General features: G+C 67.7%; 16 protein-coding genes. 8 read left to right on the top strand and 8 right to left on the bottom strand.

All coding sequences use genetic code 11. The annotated features are described in order from the left end of the window. Window positions 1–33 precede the first annotated feature (33 nt). Together VJS38_RS19040 and VJS38_RS19045 are read left to right on the top strand one after the other, a co-directional pair. Window positions 34–1212 (top strand): cytochrome P450, encoded by a 1179-nt coding sequence (locus tag VJS38_RS19040; RefSeq protein WP_324089724.1) that lies wholly within the window; start codon window positions 34–36, stop codon window positions 1210–1212. Between the two features lie 58 nt (window positions 1213–1270). Then, the gene (locus VJS38_RS19045) at window positions 1271–2737 is read left to right on the top strand and encodes an aldehyde dehydrogenase family protein (protein WP_324089725.1); all 1467 of its coding nucleotides are present in this window, start codon (window positions 1271–1273) and stop codon (window positions 2735–2737) included. 101 nt (window positions 2738–2838) lie between these two features. On the opposite strand, the gene VJS38_RS19050 is transcribed toward VJS38_RS19045, so the two are convergent. Next, window positions 2839–3591 (bottom strand): SDR family oxidoreductase, encoded by a 753-nt coding sequence (locus VJS38_RS19050; RefSeq protein ID WP_324089726.1) that lies wholly within the window; start codon window positions 3589–3591, stop codon window positions 2839–2841. 89 nt (window positions 3592–3680) lie between these two features. After that, window positions 3681–4955, bottom strand: coding sequence for a CoA transferase (locus tag VJS38_RS19055; RefSeq protein ID WP_324089727.1), 1275 nt, complete (start codon window positions 4953–4955; stop codon window positions 3681–3683). Window positions 4956–5096: 141 nt separating this feature from the next. Here VJS38_RS19055 and VJS38_RS19060 point away from each other — a divergent pair, with 141 nt between their 5' ends. After that, a complete protein-coding gene (locus tag VJS38_RS19060) occupies window positions 5097–5915 on the top strand; it encodes an IclR family transcriptional regulator (protein ID WP_324089728.1) in 819 nt (272 codons plus the stop codon). 30 nt (window positions 5916–5945) lie between these two features. Here the strand turns inward: VJS38_RS19060 and VJS38_RS19065 are convergent, their stop codons facing one another. The 6 genes from VJS38_RS19065 to VJS38_RS19090 all read right to left on the bottom strand — a co-directional run bounded on the left by VJS38_RS19065 (window position 5946) and on the right by VJS38_RS19090 (window position 13323). Continuing rightward, complete coding sequence (locus VJS38_RS19065; protein ID WP_324089729.1) at window positions 5946–6722, bottom strand: SDR family oxidoreductase; 777 nt, start codon at window positions 6720–6722, stop codon at window positions 5946–5948. An 18-nt stretch (window positions 6723–6740) separates the two neighbouring features. Continuing rightward, window positions 6741–7577: an amidohydrolase family protein gene (locus VJS38_RS19070; RefSeq protein WP_324089730.1), complete on the bottom strand. Its 837-nt coding sequence runs from the start codon at window positions 7575–7577 to the stop codon at window positions 6741–6743. Beyond that, entirely contained in the window at window positions 7574–8374 is an 801-nt protein-coding gene (locus VJS38_RS19075; protein ID WP_324089731.1) for a class II aldolase/adducin family protein, read from the bottom strand. The genes VJS38_RS19070 and VJS38_RS19075 overlap by 4 nt, the downstream gene beginning before the upstream one ends. Then, window positions 8362–10116 (bottom strand): N-acyl-D-amino-acid deacylase family protein, encoded by a 1755-nt coding sequence (locus VJS38_RS19080; protein ID WP_324089732.1) that lies wholly within the window; start codon window positions 10114–10116, stop codon window positions 8362–8364. The genes VJS38_RS19075 and VJS38_RS19080 overlap by 13 nt, the downstream gene beginning before the upstream one ends. A gap of 22 nt (window positions 10117–10138) precedes the next feature. Then, entirely contained in the window at window positions 10139–12274 is a 2136-nt protein-coding gene (locus tag VJS38_RS19085) for a PQQ-dependent dehydrogenase, methanol/ethanol family (RefSeq protein WP_324089733.1), read from the bottom strand. 173 nt (window positions 12275–12447) lie between these two features. After that, window positions 12448–13323, bottom strand: coding sequence for a helix-turn-helix transcriptional regulator (locus VJS38_RS19090; RefSeq protein ID WP_324089734.1), 876 nt, complete (start codon window positions 13321–13323; stop codon window positions 12448–12450). A 243-nt stretch (window positions 13324–13566) separates the two neighbouring features. Here VJS38_RS19090 and VJS38_RS19095 point away from each other — a divergent pair, with 243 nt between their 5' ends. The 5 genes from VJS38_RS19095 to VJS38_RS19115 all read left to right on the top strand — a co-directional run. Beyond that, complete coding sequence (locus VJS38_RS19095) at window positions 13567–14892, top strand: aromatic ring-hydroxylating oxygenase subunit alpha (RefSeq protein WP_324089735.1); 1326 nt, start codon at window positions 13567–13569, stop codon at window positions 14890–14892. 26 nt (window positions 14893–14918) lie between these two features. Then, window positions 14919–15401, top strand: a complete 483-nt coding sequence (locus tag VJS38_RS19100) for an aromatic-ring-hydroxylating dioxygenase subunit beta (RefSeq protein WP_324089736.1) — start codon at window positions 14919–14921, stop codon at window positions 15399–15401. Between the two features lie 56 nt (window positions 15402–15457). Further along, complete coding sequence (locus VJS38_RS19105) at window positions 15458–17185, top strand: N-acyl-D-amino-acid deacylase family protein (protein ID WP_324089737.1); 1728 nt, start codon at window positions 15458–15460, stop codon at window positions 17183–17185. A 48-nt stretch (window positions 17186–17233) separates the two neighbouring features. Then, window positions 17234–18658 (top strand): aldehyde dehydrogenase family protein, encoded by a 1425-nt coding sequence (locus VJS38_RS19110; RefSeq protein ID WP_324089738.1) that lies wholly within the window; start codon window positions 17234–17236, stop codon window positions 18656–18658. An 84-nt stretch (window positions 18659–18742) separates the two neighbouring features. Beyond that, window positions 18743–19618: 3-keto-5-aminohexanoate cleavage protein (locus tag VJS38_RS19115; protein ID WP_324089739.1), on the top strand; the 876-nt coding region annotated here is incomplete at its 3' end.

Raw genomic sequence — 19618 nt, forward strand, 5'->3', positions numbered from 1 at the left:
CTGTCCGATCCGATACAGGATGAAAGCAAGATCATGATCGATTTCGATCCGTACTCCATCGAATTCGCGAACAATCCGTATCCGCTGTACAGGCAGCTGCGAGACGAAGCGCCGGTGTTCTATCACGAAGGCTTGGATTTCTACGCCCTCTCCCGCTATGCGGACGTGGTCGCAGCGCACCAGGATCACGACACCTTCTCAAGCTCCAGCGGTCCGACCATCGAGAAGATGGAGGACCAGATGCTGCTCATCACGAAGGACAATCCGGAGCATCGGTTCCACAAGGCGCTGGTGACCAAGGTCTTCACGCGCGACCGGATGAACAACATGGAGTCGTTCGTTCGCGGCCTCTGTGTGGATCTGCTCGAGAAGGCGGCGGCGAACGACGAGTTCGACTTCGTCAACGACTTCGCCGTGGAGCTACCGCTGACGGTGATCAGCGAGCTCATCGGCATTCCCGAGGAATTCCGCCGCGACATCCACAACTTCGCGAACATCACGCTCCTGCGCGGCGACGTCGATCCGGCGAAGCTCATGCAGGCGCAGGCGGCGGCGCACGACACCTATATGGAGCTCATCCGCCATCGTCGCGCCCATCCGCGCGACAATGACGTCATCACCTTGATGATGAACGCGGAGCTGGAGGACGACCAGGGCGTGGTCCGCCGCCTCACCGACGAGGAGATGGCGGCGCGTTTCATGGAACTGGCGCTCGCTGGTCACGAGACCGTCGCCAAGGCGATCCCGAACGGCGCGACCGCGCTGCAACTGTTCCCCGATCAGCGGGCCAAGCTGCTCGGCGATCGTGCGCTGATCCCCAACGCCGTCGAGGAGATCCTCCGCTACGAGCCACCCTCCCAGCTGCAGGGACGGATCACCACGCGCGATGTCGAGGTCCATGGGGTGATGATCCCGAAAGGCGTCAAGACCATGCTGCTCACCGGCGCCGCCACGCGCGACGAGCGGCGGTTCGAGAATCCGGACGCCTTCGACGTGACGCGCGACAACGACGTGGTGGCGATCTACTTCGGCTACGGGATCCACCGCTGCCTGGGCATCCACCTGGCGCGGCTCGAGATCCGCGTGGGGCTCGAGGAGCTGCTGTCCCGCTTCCCGCAATACGAGGTCTTCCCCGAACGGGGCGCTCGCAAGGTGCTGACGAACGTGCGCGGCTTCGCCAGCCTTCCCTGCCGCGCAGGCGCCCACGCCTGACGCTCCGCCTGGGACCGCCAAACCAGGTCCCGGATCTCCAGTACGAAGAGGTATCGACGTGACGAAGTTGCCGGAAGCCAAGCTCTACATCGACGGCAAGCTGCGCCGTGCGGCGGGCGACAGGACCTTTGAGGTCGTCGGGCCCTGGACCGGCGAGATCACCACCCTTGCGGCCGACGCCTCGGCGGAGGACATGAACGAGGCGATCGCCGCCGCTCGGCGGGCGTTCGACACGACGGACTGGGCCTCCAACCGCGACCTGCGGCTGCAGTGCGTGACCAGGCTGCGGGACCTGCTCTACGCCAATCGCGAGCGGCTCGTGGACATTGCGCGCCTTGAGGTCGGGGCGGCCATGGGCGCGATCTTCAGCGTGCAGGTCGACGGGGCGCTCTCGGGCCTGGACGCGCTGATCGAGCTTTTCCCGACCGTCACCTGGGAAGAGGACCGCGGCACGGCCGAAGCCTACGGGGTGCGCTCCCAGCGGCTCGTGGTCCATGAGCCGGTGGGCGTGGCCGCGGCGATCACGCCCTGGAACGTCCCGCTCTACATCAATGTCGCCAAGGTCATCTCAGGATTGCTCGCCGGCTGCACCGTGATCCTGAAGCCGGCGCCGGATACGCCGAGCGCGGCGGCGATCCTGGGCGAGCTGGCCCATGAGGCGGGCTTCCCGCCGGGCGTCTTCAATGTGGTCACCGGCGCGGATCCGGCGATGCTGGGCGAGATGCTGACCCTCGACCCACGGGTCGATCTGATCACCTTCACCGGGTCGACCGCCGTCGGCAAGCGGATCATGGAAAAGGGCGCCTCGACGTTGAAGCGGCTCTTTCTGGAGCTCGGCGGCAAATCGGCGAACATCATCCTGGACGACGCTCCGAACTTCGCCCAGACCGTGGCGAGCTCGATCGTCTGTTTCCACGCCGGCCAGGGCTGCGCGATCGCGACCCGCCTTCTTGTGCCGCGCAGCCGCTACGCCGAGGCGATCGCCGCCCTCGAGCAGGCCTATCAGAGCTTCAGCGACCACTGGGGCGACCCCGAGGCGCCCTCACAGGTGATGGGCCCGGTGATTTCCAAGAAGCAGATGGATCGGGTGCTGGGCTATATCGAGCTCGGCCAGAAGGAAGGCGCCCGACTGCTCGCCGGCGGCCATGCGCGCCCGGACAAGGGCGGCGGATTCTTCGTCGAGCCGACGTGCTTCGTCGATGTGTCGAACGACATGCGTATCGCCCAGGAGGAGATCTTTGGGCCGGTGCTCGTGGTCATCCCGTTCGAAGACGACGACGACGCGATCCGGATCGCCAACCAGTCGGAGTACGGCCTCGCCGGACACGTCGCATCCGGCGACAAGGCCCGCGCGCTTCGCATCGCCCGCGCCGTGCGGACCGGCTCGGTCGGGGTCAACGGCGCCATGGCCGTGGGACCTGACCTGCCCTTCGGCGGCTTCAAGAGCAGCGGGGTCGGCCGCGAATGGGGTCGCGAGGGCATCGAGGAATACCTCGAGAGCAAGGTCATCGCGGTTCCTGCGTAACCGACGCCCCCCGCTAGCGTCCCGAATCCGAAGTTCGCATGCGCCTGTGAAGTTCGCTCCGGCGCCCGACCCAGATGCAAGCGAACTTCAGATCCAGCACGCTAGGTCGTGGCGCGGGCGTCCATCAGTACGGTCTGGATGCTCATGTCGGCCGGAAGATCGACGAGCGCCCGCACGAGTCCGGCCGCGGATTCATAGGAGGTGCTCGGCCGCCCGGCGAGGTTAAGGCCATAGTCCTTGGAAGCTTCCATGAAACTGGCCCAAGCCTTCGGATCGCCGGCCAGCGTCATCGACCGCTCCGCCGGGTCCTCTTCCTGCATTTGACCGGCCCGCAGGACGGTGGCGCGGATCCCAAGCGGCTGCAGCTCGCGGTGGAGCGTCAGCGTGAACCGCTCCAGGCCGGCCTTGGTCGACTGATAGACCGCCAGGTGCGGGAACGGCACGTCCACGGACTCGCTGCTGACGCTGATGATGTGGCCGCCGCGGCGCATCATCTTCAACGCCGCGCGCGTGCACAACATGGCTCCCGTCAGATTGGTGGCGATGAGCTCAAGGATGTGCTCGTCGCTGGCCTCGGCGACCGCGGACGGCGTGAAGATCGCCGCATTGTTGACCAGCACGTCGATCTGCGGGCGCCGCTCGGCGATCGCGGCGAACGCCGCCCGCACCGAGGCGGGCGAGCCGACGTCGCAGGCGTGGGCGACGGCGCGACCGCCCAGTTCGCTCGCCACCGCCTGCAGCTTGCAGAGGGTGCGCCCGAGCAGCACGACCTCGTCGCCGTCAGCCGCGAAGCGCCGCGCGAGGGCCCGGCCAAATCCGGAGCCTGCGCCGGTAATGACGATCACCTTGGACATCCACGATCCTCACGCAATTTCGGTATTCGCGGTCAGCTATATACGCCGGCGACGACGGCGGCTGCGTCACGGGCGTTCCTGGCCTGCCTTCAGCGGATCGCACCCTTGCGCCTGAGCGCGGCGATCTGGCCTTCGGTGAAGCCGGCCGCGGCGAGCACCTCGTCGGTGTGTTCGCCTTGCCGGGGCCCGCGGGCGTGGACGCCGCCGGGGGTCTCCGACATCTTGATCGGCACGCCGGCGATATAGAGCTCCTCGGGGATGCCCGGGACCTGGATCGGCGCCAGCATTTCCCGCGCCGCGAAGTGGGGATCTGCGACGATGTCGGCGATCGTATAGACCGGCCCGAATGGTATCAGGCCGCCAAGGCGTTCCTTCAGCTCCGCGCGGGTGAAGCGGCGGGTGAGTTCGGACACGATATGGTCGAGGCGCCGGCCGCAGACGGAGCGCGCCTTCTGGGAGCTGAACTCCGCCTGCTCGGGCAGTTCCGGCGCATCGAGGGCGATGCAAAAGGCGCGAAAAAAGTCCTGCGACACGGTCGCGATCGCCACATGGCCGTCCTTCGCCGGGTAGAGGCCGAACGGCGACATCAGGGGGTGGTAATTGCCCTCAGGGCCCGGGTTCTGCTTGCCGAACGACCACTGCTGTACGATGCGCTCGCTCGTGGCGAGGATCGCGTCGACCATGGCGACATCGACAAACTGGCCCCGCCCCGTGGCGCGGGCGCTGATGACGGCGGACAGGACTCCCACCGCCAGGAACAGCGCCGGAATGATGTCGCCGACGCCGGGGCCGATCTTCAACGGCTGATCCGGCCCCGGGCCGGTGATCCCGCTGATGCCGCCCATCGCCTGGGCCACCACGTCGAAAGCGGGCCAGTCGGAATAGGGGCTGCGGCCGCTGCGCGGGTCGCCGAACCCGCGGATGGCGGCGTAGACTAGCCGCGGGTTGCGCTCCCGGAGCACCTCATAGCTCAGCCCGAACCGATCCATCACGCCGGCCCGGAAGTTCTCGACGATGACGTCGAACTGAGGAACGAGCTCGAGCAGAAGATCACGCCCCTCGGGGGTCTTCAGATCGACGACGATGCTCTTCTTGTTGCGGTTGATGCTGTGGAAGTAGCCGGAATTGACGTGTTCCGTGTCCGCCGCGTGATAGGCGCCGGTCGTCCGGCCGAGGTCGCCCGTCACCGGCGGCTCGACCTTGACGACATCGGCGCCCTGGTCGGCCAGCATCTGGGTGCAGAACGGTCCGGCCAGCGCCTGGGTCAGGTCGAGGACTCGCAGTCCCGCCAGGGCCCCCCAACGCCCCGCTGCGTCCTGCGAAAGCGCAGACGCAGCCTCATCGTCCGACCTGATGCAATCCATGGGCGAATGTATCGCATCGGCTGCGCGCCGCGGCGAACCACATACATGATTTCTCAAAGCACGGCCGATGATAAGCTCCCCCAGCCGATGCGGAAGCCCTGACCTGCGCTCGCGCGGCGTGGGAGGGATGGACGCCGGAGAATGTCGCTTACCATCGTCAAATCCGCACGACGTGTGCTCGATATCCTTGAGTATTTTGCGGTCATCCGGCGGCCCGCAACAGTGTCGGAGGTCGAAAAGGCGCTTGACCTCCCGCAGTCCAGCACCTCGATACTCATGCGCTCGCTCGCCGCTTTGGGGTATCTGGAGTATTTGCCATCCGACCGGCGGTTCCGGCCGACGTTGCGCGTCGCCAAGCTTGGCGATTGGGTGGAGCACGGGCTGCCGGGCCCGCTGACGCACGAACTCGAGAAGCTGCGCGATGCGCTGCAGGAGACGATCATCCTGGGCCGGCGCCAGGGCCATCAAGTCCAGTTCGTCTACACCCTCTACGCCGACCGCGCCGTCCAGTTCTTCGCGCGACGCAATTCCCTGCAGCCGCTGTCGTTGAGCGCCGTCGGCCAGGTTCTGCTAAGCGAGCTGCCGAAGGCGAGCGCCCGGGCGATCATCCGCAGGAACAACGCCGAGGCCACGGCCCCGCGTTTTGTCGTCGACGAGATGCGGCTGCTGGCCGCGCTCGAGGAGGTACGTCAGGCGGGCTCGGCGGAGACCGATCCGGCGTTCGGCGGACCACGCGACTTCCATGTGATCGCCAAGGTGCTGCCGCGCGCGCCCGGCCTGGAACCCATGGCGATCGGCGTGGCGGGACCGCGAGAGCGGATCCTGGTTAGCCGCGATTCGATCGTGAAGATCCTGGACGAATGGATCGCCACGGCCGCGCGCGGCATCGCTCACCTCGGCGCTGGCGGCGAGTGGTCCGGTGAACGCAGCAGTCTTACCTCCCAAGGGGAGCCAACCTGAACCCTGTCGGGGTCCGGGCGCACCTTCGGATCATAGCCGTCCGGCGTCTATGCGGATCAACTGGCCGGTGATCTGGCGGGCATCGTCCGAGGCCAGGAAGTGCACGCCCGCGGCGATGTCCGCCGGCATCGTGATCCGCTGCAGCATGGTACGGCCCACCATCGCGTCCAGCTGAGACTGCGTAAACGTCGTTTGCATGCCCGGCGTCAGCACCGCGCCGGGGAGGATGGCGTTGCAGCGGATGTTCTGCGCACCGTATTGCGCGGCGACATAGCGCGTCAGCGACTCCAGCGCCCCTTTGGAGGGACCGTAGGCCGTGCGGGCGTCGACGGAGGGAACCTCCGATGCGCCGGACGAGGTGTTGACGATCGCGCCGCCACCGCGCTTGAGCATATGCGGCACGGCCTCGCGCGAAAGCAGCATGGCCCCGCGCACGTTGACGGCGAAACTCTTGTCCCAGAGCTCGGTAGTCATCTGCAGCAAGGTCCCGTCCGCACCCCTGGAGAATTCGTGATTGAAGTGCGCATTGTTGTGCAGGATGTCGACGCCGCCGAACGTCTCGGCGACGAGGGCGACGAAGCGGACGATCTGGGCTTCATCGCCAATGTCCAGGGTGAACGGCCTGGCGTCGAGACCCAGGGCGCAAAGCCGTTGCGCCGTCGCAGCCGCCTTGTCGCCATGAATGTCGGCGACGGCGACCCGCGCACCCGCCTGCGCGAGGCGCTCGGCCGTCGCCGAACCGATGGCCCCCGCGCCGCCGGTGATGATCGCGACCCTGCCGTCGAGGTTTCGGGCTACGGTGCTCATGCTTCTTTCTGCTCCCGCTCAATCCCAGCGCAGCCAGCGAAGGATAGCCTCGCCCATGACCAGCCGCAGGTCCTCGCCCGACAACCAGGTCAGGTCTTGCGTGAAGTGATCGACGAGGTCCTTGTAGGCGCAAGGCAGGCGGCTGAGGTCCGACCCCCAGAAACATCGCTGCGGTCCGAACGCGTCCACCAGTCGACGCAGCCGGGGGGTCATGTCCGCCCAGGGCCGGCCGGGACGCCGGCTATGGCACGGCATCGCCGAAAGCTTGACGCAGATGTTCGGCCGCGCGGCGAGCGCCAGGACCTCGTCTTCCTGCGCGAACTCGTCCAGTCCCTCGCCGACCAACCCGGTCCCCATGTGGTCCAACGCCAGGCGCAGGCCGGGATGACGCTCGGCGATCGCCGCGACCAAGGCGTTCTGCCCGACCGGGTGCAGCATCAGGGGAACGTCGAGTTCCGCCGCGGTGGACCAGAAGCTGTGATCGACGGCGGCGAGCGCGGCGCCCGGCGGCACGATGAGACGGACGCCCAGCAGGCCGGGCTCCTCGCGCCACGTGCGGAGCGCCTCCACCGGCGTTTCCGGGGCGAAACGGCCCATCGCCGCGAAGCGCCCCGGACAGGCCCGCGCCGCGGCGAGGACCACGTCGTTGTAGTAGCCCTCCCACGACGGCGGAACCAGGATGGCGCGCGCAACCCCCGCGTCGTCCATCGCCGCGAGCACCTCTTCGGCGCCGAGCGGAACCTCGCGATGGACGTGCCGGGCCTTCCCATCCCAACCCGCCGCGGGCCAGGGCCGGTCGGGCCGGTCCGCCGCCCAGATGTGGATCTGGGAATCGACGATCCGGCCGCGGCTCATTGCTTGTAGTCGGGACAGACGCGGTCCAGCTTCCTGAGCAGCGCCGGCCAGAACAGGTCGCGGACGTAGTGCTCGATGTGCGGGTCGCGGTGGCCGTAATTCGCGTCAGTCTCGTCGATCACCTTCTGGTCTGGCCTGTGCCAGGGCAGGCCCATCGCCAAGGTGCGGACCTGATAGGTGCAGGCGCATTCGAGCAGGTACATCTTCTGGAATGCTTCGGCGACTGTCGCGCCGACCGCCATCGTCCCGTGGTTGCGCAGGAACATGAGGTCCCGGTCGCCAAGCGCCGCGGCCATCCGCTCGCGCTCCTCGAGACTTACCGCCGGGCCTTCGTATTCGTGCACCCCGATCTTGCCGCGGACGATGAGGGCGGTCTGGTTGAGCGGAAGCAGCCCGTCCTCGAGCGCCGAAACCGCGACCCCGTCCTTCGTGTGAAGGTGCATCACGCAGCCCGCGTCGTGACGGACCCGGTGCACCGCGCTGTGCACCACGAAGCCCGCCTTGTTCACCGGCCAGTCGGTGTCGGACAGGATGTTCCCCTCGGTGTCGACCTTGACCAGCGAGGATGCGGTGATCTCCTCGAACATCTGCCCGTAGGGGTTGATCAGGAACGCCTCGGGCTCATCATCGGCGCCAGGGACCCGGGCGGTGAAGTGGGTGCCGATCATGTCGTCCCAGCCGAACAGCGCCGCGGCCCGGTAGGCGGCGGCGAGGTCCAGGCGAAGATTCCACTCCGCCGCCGAAATCGGCTTCGGCGAATTCCCGGACTTGTCCCGGTACATCGTCAATGAAGGCATTGCCGTGCTCCTTCCCTAAAACCCTTCGCGGCCGGGCTGCGTACGAGCCGGCCTGGAAGCGACTGCGTCGGTTGGCCGTGCCGGTACGTGACCTGCCCGGCGACCATGGTCAGAACGTAGCCGTCGGCGCGCTGCACCAATCGGCGGCCACCGCCCGGGAGATCATTGCGCACTTCCGGCGCGCGAAGCGTCAGCCCGTCGTAGTCGATGACGTTGAGGTCGGCGCGCAGCCCGGCGGCCACGCGCCCGCGGTCGCCCAGACCAATCCAGCGCGCGCATTCGGACGTCTGCAGGCGGATGATCTGAGCGATGTCCAACTTCGGGCCGCGCACGCGGTCGCGCGTCCACAGGGTCAGATTGGACGTGGTCAGACTGCCGTCGGAGATGAGGCCGACGTGGGCGCCCCCGTCGCCCAATCCGGGAAGGCAGAGCGGATGCTCCAGCATTTCACGCGCCGCTTCCAGGTCTCGATCGAAATAGTTGAGGAAGGGCACGTAGATGAGGCCGCGTCCGCCATCGCTCAGCATGTGATCGAGCGCGGCTTCCTGCGGGCTGACTCTCCGGCGCCGCGCCAGGGCGGCGATCGAGTCCTCGTCGCGCGGCTCATAGTCGGGGATCGGAGCGACCGGAAACATGTTGTTGAAATCCAGCAGCGAGGCGCGGTCGAAGACTTCGTCCGTTCCCGGCTCGTCCGCCAAAAGCGGCCGCCGAAAGACCGGATCCGAAAGCCGTGAAACCCGCTCGGCGAGAGGCAGGTCCTGGATCGCGCGGTAGGCGCGGTGAAGGCTGAACGGATTCATCGTCAGCTCGAGGCCGAGGAATATGCCCACCGGCCGGCCACAGACCTGGGCCCGCATTTGATGCCCGGCGGCCTTCGCCCGTTCGAGGTCCGCAAGCGAGTCTCGCCAGGTGTCGCGATTGGCGGGCGCCTGCACGAGGCTGAACGAGAGCGGCCGGCCCGACGCCTCCATCATCGCCCACAGCATCCGCATCGCCGGCGCATCGAGGGCGCCGACATATTCGAGCAGGCCGCCGCCGGCGTCCTTCAACCCCAGCGCGATGCCGACGAGTTCCTCCGAGGTGGCGTTACGGGTGGGAATGGGCTCGCCGGACTTCGTCCGATGCGTGATCGACTGCGAGGTGGTGAAGCCGAAAGCGCCCGCCCCGATCGCCTCGGCGGCCAACGCGCGCATGCGCGCGACGTCGTCCGGCGTGGCCGGCTCGCCCCGGGCGCCGCGCTCCCCCATGACATAGACCCGCAGCGCCGCGTGCGGCAGCTGGGCGCAGACATCCATGTCGAACCGCCGGCCCTCGAGGCTGTCGAGGTATTCGGGAAAGCTCTCCCAGTTCCAGGGCAGGCCTTCGGACATGACGACCTGTGGGATGTCCTCCACGCCTTCCATAAGGCGCATTAGCAGATCGCGGTCCTGAGGCCGGCACGGCGCGAAGCCGACGCCGCAGTTGCCCATGAGAACGGTGGTCACGCCATGGTAGGACGATGGCTGCAGGCGCGGCTCCCACGTCACCTGCCCGTCGTAGTGGGAGTGAATGTCGATGAAGCCGGGGGTGACCAGCCGGCCGGCGGCGTCGATCTCCTCGCGCCCCCGGCCCTCGATCTCGCCGACGGCGGCGATCGTCCCGTCCTTGACCGCGACGTCCGCCGCGAACCCCGCCGCGCCCGTGCCGTCGATCACGACGCCGCCGCGGATCACGATATCGAACTGCGGAGCGGACACGGTCATGTCGGCGTCTCCCTTCGAATGCTCAACGCCCGGCGGGCGGGACTTCGTGCGCCGCCGCCTCCATGGTTTTCCGCCGCCGGCCCTCGGCCACCAGAAACGCCCGGATGTCCTCGACATCGGATGCGCTGAGGAAGCGGCGGAACGAAGCCATCCCGGCGCTCTCGAGGGCCCCGTCGAGGACGACCGAGGCGAACGCCTCCTTGCTGGCGATCATCGGCGAGCGGCGCAGGTCGGGCAGCCAGGCGCCGCTGGCGTGAGGGCCGTGGCAATATTCGCAGTTCTGTGAAAACCGCAGGAAGCCGCGGGCCGGATCGCCGCTCGCCGTCACCGACGACAGGTCGACGTCGGGGCGCGGCGCGACCTTGTAGGCCGGCGCCTTGGCCTTGCCGCCGAGCTTGAAGACCAGCAGCCTGCCGGGCAGGCGCGGCCGGTCGGGGAGCAGGTCGGGCGAGGAGACCTGCGCCGCCCCGCCGCCGCCGACGTTGACCGCGACGTATTGCTGTCCGTCGAGCTCGTAGCTGATCGGCCCGCCGATCACCCCATTGCCCGTCTCGTACGACCACAGCTGCCGCCCGTTGCGGGCGTCGTACGCCAGGAACCTGCCGTCGATGAGACCCTGGAAAACCAGATCGCCGGCCGTCGCCACCACGCCGCCGTTCCAGAAATGCGGCTGCTCGACGCTCCAGGCCGCCTTCTGCCGAACCGGGTCCCAGGCGACGAGCGTGCCCTTCAGCAGCCTGCGCTGGCTCGCCTCCTCCCCCATGGTCGCCGCGGCGGGCGCCGGCACCTCGTTGATGCCGATGTTCCACGCGCCCTTGCGGAAGACGTAGGGCCTGCGGCCGGCGAAGGTGTAGGCGGTCCAGTGCACGGGGATATAGACGAGCCCGGTCCTCGGACTGAACGCCATCGGCTGCCAGCCGTGCATGCCATAGGGCGCAGGCGCCACCAGCTGCGGGCTGGCCTCGTAGCGCGCATTGGAGGTCAGGATCGGCCGCCCGGTCGCCAGATCCACGCCCTTGGCCCAGGAGATCGCCGCATAGGGCTTCGCCGACAGCAGTTTGCCGGTGGCCGCGTCGAGCACGTAGAAGAAGCCGTTCTTCGGCGCCTGCATCAGCACCTTGCGCGGCTTTCCCTCGATCGTCAGCATGGCGAGCGTGATCTGCTGCGTGGCGGTGTAGTCCCAGGCCTCTCCCGGCGTCGTCTGGTAATGCCAGACATATTCGCCCGTCTCCGGCTTGAGGGCGACGATCGAGGAGAGGAAGAGATTGTCCCCCTTGCCGCCGGACCGGGCCACGTAGTCATAGGGCGAACCGTTGCCGACGCCGACAAAGAGCAGGTCGAGCCCCGGATCGTAGGCCATCGCGTCCCACACGGTGCCGCCGCCGCCCGTCACCTTCCAGGCGCCGTCGGACCAGGTGGCCGCCGCCTTCTCGCGCAGGACCTTGTCGGAGACCTCGCCGTCCGCCTTTCCGTCGGGCCGCGGGGCGGTGTAGAAGCGCCAAGCCTTCCGGCCGGTCTCGGCGTCATAGGCGGTGATATAGCCGCGCACCCCGTATTCGGCGCCGCCGTTGCCGATCAGGACCTTGCCCTTAACCACGCGCGGCGCGCCGGTGATGGTGTAGGGCATCGCCGGGTCGGTCGTTTGCACCGACCACACGGGCGTGCCGCTCTTGGCGTCGAGCGCGATCAACCGCCCGTCGAGCGCGCCGACGTAGACCTTGCCCTGCCAGATCGCGACGCCGCGGTTGACGACGTCGCAACAGGCGTCGAACGCCTTCGCGCCGGGAACCTGCGGATCGTAGGACCAAAGCTTGCGGCCGGTCGCGGCGTCGAAGGCGTAGACCTTCGACCAGGCGGTGCTTGTGTAGAGCACGCCGTCGACCATCAGCGGGGTCGCCTCCTGGCCGCGATCGGTGTCGTACTCAGCATACCATGCCAGCCCAAGCTGACCGACGTTGGCCGGGGTGATCTGCGACAGCGGGACGAAGCGCTGCTCGGAATAGCCCTTGCCGTAGGACGGCCAGTCCTTGCTCCGATCGGCGGCGGCGATGCGCGCCCCGTCCACGTCGGCGGGCTTGCGCCCACAGCCCGCCAGGCCGATGGCGACCGCGAACGCCAACGCGGCGCCCAGGCCCGGTCTCCTCCCCGAGAGAGGCATGCACTCTCCTTTGTGCGCGGCGCGCGCGTCGCCTTGCGACGCGGCTTTTCTCAGTCCGCCGGCGACGTCGCAGCTTCATGGATCATCGAAGGCCGTGACAACGGCCGGTAATTTCCGTTTACGGCCGAAAGTGCCAGTTTAGGCCGATATCGACATGGCCGCGCCCCGCGGCGTCACGATGCGGGAACCCTGGCCTTCGCCTGAGCGCGAAACTGGCGCGGGGTCATCCCCGCCTTGTGGCGGAAGGCGCGGCAGAAGTTGGGTCCCGACGGAAACCCAAGCTCACGGGCGATGGCCTTCACGCTGTCGTGGCCGGTCAAGAGGCGCTTGGCCCGCTCGATGCGGGCGTCGGTGATGTATTCGCCGAGCGAGCAGCCCCGGCTGGCGCGGAAGGCCCGGGTCAATTGCCTGACGGAGAGAGCCGCCAGGCTGGCCAATTCCGGCAAAGAGGGAGGCGCGCCGGGCCTCGCCAGCCGTTCGTCGATGAGCCGCAGCCGCCATGCGGCAAGGCCGCCGATCGTCATCGGCTCGTCGATGTTGCGCAGATGGCGTGCGAGCTCGATGGCGATCTGGCCGAGGATCAACCCGGCCATCGTCTCGCGAGCCAGGTCCGGCCTGCGCACTTCCTCGGCAAGGTAACGCAGCGCCGTCGACAGCCGTGAGTTGGGAAGATCCAGGCACGCCTCGAGCCGCCTGTCAGTCCATTCGAAGTTCAGTTCGGCCAGGTGATCGAGCTGCTCCGGACTCAGCTGACAGATGATGGACGTCTGCCGCCCCGTGCCGCCCCGGAACCGCATCGGCTCTCCGGCGGGCATGACGAACACCTGTCCCACCCGTTCGTACCGGTGGCCGGGCCAGCGTCGCGTGTAGCAGACCTCGAGCTCTTGCGGCCGCGGCGTGAGGCACATGTCGATCCACAATGCGCCTTCGGGGACGAAGGATTCGCGGACCGGCGCATGAAAATCCCGATCGGCGATCAATATCGTGCCGGCGGACAACTGCAGGGTTTCCCGCACGGTGAAGGTTCGCCGCTGCGCCTTGCTTTCCATCACGCGACTCGTCGCCGTTCTCTTCGCGCCAACGACCGACCGGCAATAAGGGCGCCGGGCGCTTTATGGCTTGATATGATAATTTCTGCCCAAATGTCACCCATCGCGACATTGCCCGTCGGCGCGGAGAGGAGAAGATCGCTCCACAGCCGCCGCGGGCTCGTCCGGCCAGGCACGGGGCGGTTCAGGTGCACTGGACCGCGTGGGTTCACGCAGTTCGCCGCAGAGACCGGAGATTCAACCATGCTGCGCGCCGCCGGCTCCTGCACCGACGAACCGAGGCCCTGGGGCCCCGGTCGCGCCACGAACCCGTCCGCGTACGCCACGCTGGTGCAGGACGACCGGGTCCACAGCGCCGTCTACACCGATCCGGCCATCTTCGCCGACGAGCTGTCGCGGATCTTCGAAACCTGCTGGATCTTCGTCGGCCACGACAGCGAGATCCCCAATCCGGGCGATTTCCGGACGCGCACGATCGGACGCCAGCCGGTCCTCTTTGTTCGCGGGCGCGACGGCGCGGTCCGCGTGCTGATGAACCGTTGCACTCATCGCGGCGCGCTGGTGTGCGTGGAGGAACGGGGCGCGGCCGCACGCTTTACCTGCCCCTACCACGGCTGGACCTACCTCAATACGGGCGAACTCATCGGTGTGCCCTACGCCGAGCGGTACGACGACTCGATGGCCAAGGAAGATTTTGGCCTGCGTCCCGCGCCACGGGTCGCCGACTACCGCGGCTTCACCTTCGCCAGCCTGGCCGCCCACGGCCCCTCGCTCGACGAGTTCCTCGGTCCCCTCGCCAAGGCCGAGATCGACATCGCCATCGACGTTTCGCCGGTCGGCCGGATCGGCGTTGCGGCAGGGGTGCACAAGTACGGCTACAACGGCAACTGGAAGCTCCAGTCCGAAAACAGCGTGGACGCTTACCACCTGAACGCTCTGCACCAGAGCTTCCTGGACATCGTTCGCGACCAGATGGGCGTTGATGGCCGGGCCATGGGCACGGGGACGTCGCCGGCCGTCATCCGCAGCCTCGGCAATGGGCATGTGGCGTGGGACACCGCCCCTCTGGGCATGGAGCTTCAGTTCATCGGATCCGACGCCGCTCCGGCCGACTGGCGCGAAGCGTACAAGCAGCAGCTGGTCGAACGGCACGGGCCTGAGCATGCGCGCTACCTGTGGGCGCGCAGCGCCCCGCAGGTGCTGATCTTCCCCAACCTGGTGCTGATCTCCTCGCAGATCCGCATGATCCGTCCGATCGCGGTGGACCGCACCGAGGTCCACCTGATGCCGGTGCTTCTCGAGGGCGTGCCCGAGGAGCTGAACCAGCAGCGGCTTCGCGGCCACGAGGCCTTTTACGGCCCGTCCGGGGGCGGAGCGACCGACGACATGGAGATCTTCGAGCGGCAAACCGAAGGCTTCCGCGCGACGGTCGATCCCTGGGTCTACCTCGGCCGCGGCTTCGGCCGCGAGACCGGACGCCCGGACGGCTCGACCGCCGGCCAGATGACGGACGAACTGGGAAGCCGCGCCTTCCTGGCTCAGTGGAAGAAAATGATGACGGCCGCCTGAGCGGCGTCGAACGGGAGCGGATCGAGTTGGCCGACCTGGCGGCATATCACAGGCTTCAGCAGTTCCTGTTCCATGAGGCGCGCCTCATGGACGAGCACCGCTACGACGACTGGCTCGCCCTGTGGGACGAGGATGCGCACTACTGGATTCCGTGCAACGCCGACGATGTCGACCGCAGCCGGCACATCTCGCTGGTCAACGAGGACATGGCGGGGCTGCGGATGCGGATCGCGCGCCTGAAGAGCCGCACCAACTACGCCCAGAGGCCGCCGACACGCACCGCCCACGTCATCGGCAACGTCGAACTGGAGGGCGATGGCGAGGCGCGTACAGTCATCGTCCATTCCACCGTTAACATAACCGCCTGCCGCCGGGGCCTTTTGCAGACTGTTTCCGGTCGTGTCCGGCACAAGTTGAGACTAGACCAGGGCTCCCCGAAAATTACGACCAAGAAGATCACGCTGATCAACAACGACGAGGTCTTCGGCAACCTTGCTTTCCTGATCTAGGCGGCCAGCTTCCCCTAACGGCGGCGTTACCCCGCCATGCATCGACAGGATTCGACATGAACAGGGAATTCGACCTTGTGATCCGAGGCGGCAATCTGGCCGACGGCACGGGCGGCGAAATTCGCGAAGGCGACATCGCCATCAAGGACGGCAAGATCGCCGCCCTGGGCAAGTTCGCCGGCGACGGCGCCGAGGAGATCGAGGCCAAGGGGAAGCTGGTCACGCCAGGCTTCGTCGACGTCCACACTCACTACGACGGCCAGGTCACCTGGGCCGACAGGCTGACGCCCACCTCCTCGCACGGCGTCACGACCGCCATCATGGGCAATTGCGGTGTGGGCTTCGCTCCCTGCCGGGTCGAAGACCGTGACGAGATCCTGAAGCTGTTCGAAGGCGTCGAGGACATCCCGGGCGAGGTGCTGTCCGCCGGCCTGCCCTGGAATTGGGAAACCTTCCCCGATTATCTGAACGCGCTTGATCGCAGACAGTATGACGTCGATTTCGCCGTCCTGCTGCCGCATTCGCCGATGCGCGTCTACGTGATGGGCCAGCGGGCGATCGACCTCGAACCGGCGAACGAGGACGACCGCATGAGGATGCGCGCCATCACCAGGGCGGCGATGGAGGCCGGCGCGGTCGGCTTCAGCACGTCCAGGGACATCTTCCACTACACCAAGGACGGTCGCTGGGTGCCCTGCTTCAAGTCCGAGGAGATCGAGCTGCGCGAAATCGCCATGGGCATGAAGGACGCCGGCCGCGGGCTCCTTCAGACCGTGCTGATCACCGAGAACCAGTGTCTGGAGGACTACGAGGAATTCCACCGCGTCGCCCGCGCGGCCGAGCGGCCGCTGACCTACACTCTGCTGTCGACCAACGAGGCGCCCGATCTGTGGCGCGACGTGATGAACTCGATCCGGCGCGACACGGCCAACGGCCAATCGATCACCGCCCAGATCTTCAACCGGCCGGTCGGCGCCGTCCTCGGTCTCGATTCCAGCCTGTGTCCGTTCTCGGCGCTTGCCTTCTATGCCGAGAACCTGGCGTCCCTGCCGCTCGAGGCCCGGGTCGCCGAGATGCGCAAGCCCGAGGTCAAGGCGGCCCTGCTCGCCGACAAGGGGCGCCCGGATCTGCCGCTCTACGACGCGACCCACGACTTCCGCCAGCTCTACCCGATGTCGAATCCGGTCAACTACGAGCCGGACGCCTCGCAAAGCGTGGAAGCCATCGCAGCGGCGCGCGGGGTCTCGCCGTACGAGGTGCTGTATGACGCCGTGATGGCGGACAACGGCCGCGGCAAGGTCATGCTGGCGGCGATCAACTACAGCCGCCAGAACCTCGACCACGCCTATGAGCTCATGAACATGGACCACACCGTCCTGTCGCTCGGCGACGGCGGCGCTCATTGCGGCATCATTTGCGACGCCAGCTACACGACCACCTCCCTCATGCACTGGGCGCGCGACCGGTCCCGCGGGCCTCGCGTTCCGCTGGCGCAAGTCGTCAAGAAGCTGACGGCGGACACCGCTGATCTCTACGGCTTCTCGGACCGCGGTCGGCTGGCCGTGGGGCTCAAGGCCGATGTCAATATCATCGACTACGACAACCTGACGCTCGCCCCGCCGGTCGTGACCCGCGACCTGCCGGCGAACGGCGCGCGCCTCTTGCAACATCCCAAGGGCTATGAAGCGACCATCGTCTCGGGCGTCGTCACCCAGCGGCACGACGCGCCGACCTCGGCCCTGCCGGGCCGGCTGATCCGGAGCGGCGCCATCGGCGCCCGGTGACGGACGGCGTTTCTCTTTCGCAAACCTCTGATCGGAGTCCCAAGACCCATGCGTGAATATCTGAAATTCTACATCGATGGCGAATGGGTCGATCCTGTCACGCCGCGACAGCTGGAAGTGCAGAACCCGGCGACCGAGGAGACCTGCGGGCGGATTTCGCTGGGGTCGGCGGCCGATGTGGACAAGGCGGTCGCGGCGGCCCGGCGCGCCTTTGCGACCTGGTCGCGCACCACGCCGGGCGAACGGCTGGAGGTGCTGCAGGCGATGCACGCCGAGTACAAGAAGCGCTATGCCGATTTGGCGGCTGCCGTGACCGAGGAGATGGGCGCGCCGGCCGCCCTTTCCAGCGGCGCGCAGGTGGGCATGGGCCTGGGGCACCTCGCCTCCGCGATCGAAATCCTCAAGTCCTTTCAGTTCGAGGAGCAGCGCGGCGACTTCCTGGTCCGCCATGAGCCCATCGGCGTCTGCGGCCTCATCACGCCCTGGAACTGGCCGCTCAACCAGATCGCGGTGAAGGTCTTCCCGGCGCTGGCCGTGGGCTGCACCATGGTCCTCAAGCCCAGCGAGATCGCGCCGTTCTCGGCCCAGATCTTCGCCGAGATCCTGCAAGCCGCCGGGGTCCCGCACGGCGTCTTCAACCTCGTCCAGGGCGACGGACCGGGCGTGGGCGCGGCGATGTCGTCCCATCCCGACATCGACATGATCTCCTTCACCGGCTCCACCCGCGCCGGCGTGGACATCGCCCGCAACGCCGCCCCCACGGTCAAGCGCGTGTCCCAGGAACTCGGCGGCAAGAGCCCGAACATCATTCTCGACGACGCTCAAATGGCGGCGAACGTCGGCGCCGGCGTCACGATGATGATGATGAACTCCGGACAGAGCTGCAGCGCCCCCTCCCGCATGCTGGTTCCCGCCGCGCGCATGGCCGAAGCCGTCGAGGCTGCGCGGGCCGCGACGGCGGCCGTCACCGTGGGCGACCCCAACGGCAACGTCGCCAATGGGCCCGTGGTGTCGAAGGTCCAGTTCGACAAGATCCAGGGGTATATCCAGAAGGGCGTCGACGAAGGGGCGAAGCTCGTCGCGGGCGGCCTGGGGCGGCCAGAAGGTCTGACCAAGGGCTATTACGTGCGCCCCACGGTCTTCGCCGAGGTGAGCAACGACATGGCCGTCGCGCGCGAGGAAATCTTCGGACCGGTGCTGACGATGCTCGGTTACGACGACATCGATCACGCCATCGAGATCGCGAACGACACGGACTACGGCCTCGCCGGTTATGTCTCCGGGGCTGATGCCGACCGCTGCCTGGACGTGGCGCGCCGCATTCGCGCAGGCATGATCAACATTAACGGCGCCTTCAACATGAACGCGCCGTTCGGCGGCTATAAGACGAGCGGCAACGGACGTGAATGGGGCCAATTCGGCTTCCACGAATACCTGGAAGTGAAGTCGATCGTCAGCCCCCGGCCGGCGTGACGACGCGGGCGGGCCCTCGCGGGCCTGCCCCGCTCCCGAAGGCCCTGCCCGGCCTTCGGCGCCCGCCGTTCGAGGAGCAAGGCCGTGGAACGCATCATCATCGAAGCCGCCGTCAGCGGCCCCGCAAAATCCCGCAATTCCAAGGCGCCGGTCACGGCGGCGGAGACCACGCGCGACATCCTCGCCTGCATCGATGCGGGCGCCGCGGTGGTGCACAACCACCTCGAGAGCTTCAACATCACCGGGCCCGCCGCGGCGGAGGGCTACGGCGCCATCTGGCGCCCCGTCCTCGCCCGGCATCCCGAGGCAATTCTCATCCCGACCCTGGCGGCCCCGCATCCAGATGACGAACTGGGCGCCTATGCGCACATCCCCGGCGCCATGGCCAACGGGGCGAGCCTGGGTCCGATCGATCCGGGATCCGTCAACCTGAGCGGCGCCTTGCCTGACGGCCAGCCCGATCCGGCCCGCTCGGCGGCCTTCGTCAACGATTACGCGACGCTCGACCGCGCGCTCGAGCGTTATGCCCGCCACGGCGTGCCGTCCTCGATCTCGATCTGGGACCCGACGTTCCTCCGCGCGGCGATGGCCTACGAACGCGCGGGCCGATTTGCGCCCGGCAGCTTCCTGAAGCTCTTTTTCGGTGGCGATCACAGCTATCTGGACGGCCGGCCGGGCGTTTCCTTCGGCCTGCCGCCGACGGTGGAGGCCTTGGACCTCTACCTGCGCATGATGGAAGGGTCGCGCCTGCCCTGGGCGGCGGCGGTGCTGGGAGGCGACCTTGTGGCGGAGCCGGGCTTCGTGGAGGCGGTGGTCGCCCGCGGCGGCCATCTAAGGGTCGGCCTGGAAGATTACGCGGGCGATAGGACGCCCGCGAACGGCGACATCGTGGCCGCGGCCGTCGCGCGCCTGGCCGGCCTCGGCCGCGCGCCGGCGACGCAGGCCGAGGCGCGAGCCATG

Source organism: Phenylobacterium sp. (genome assembly GCF_035276905.1).
Lineage (GTDB): Bacteria > Pseudomonadota > Alphaproteobacteria > Caulobacterales > Caulobacteraceae > Phenylobacterium.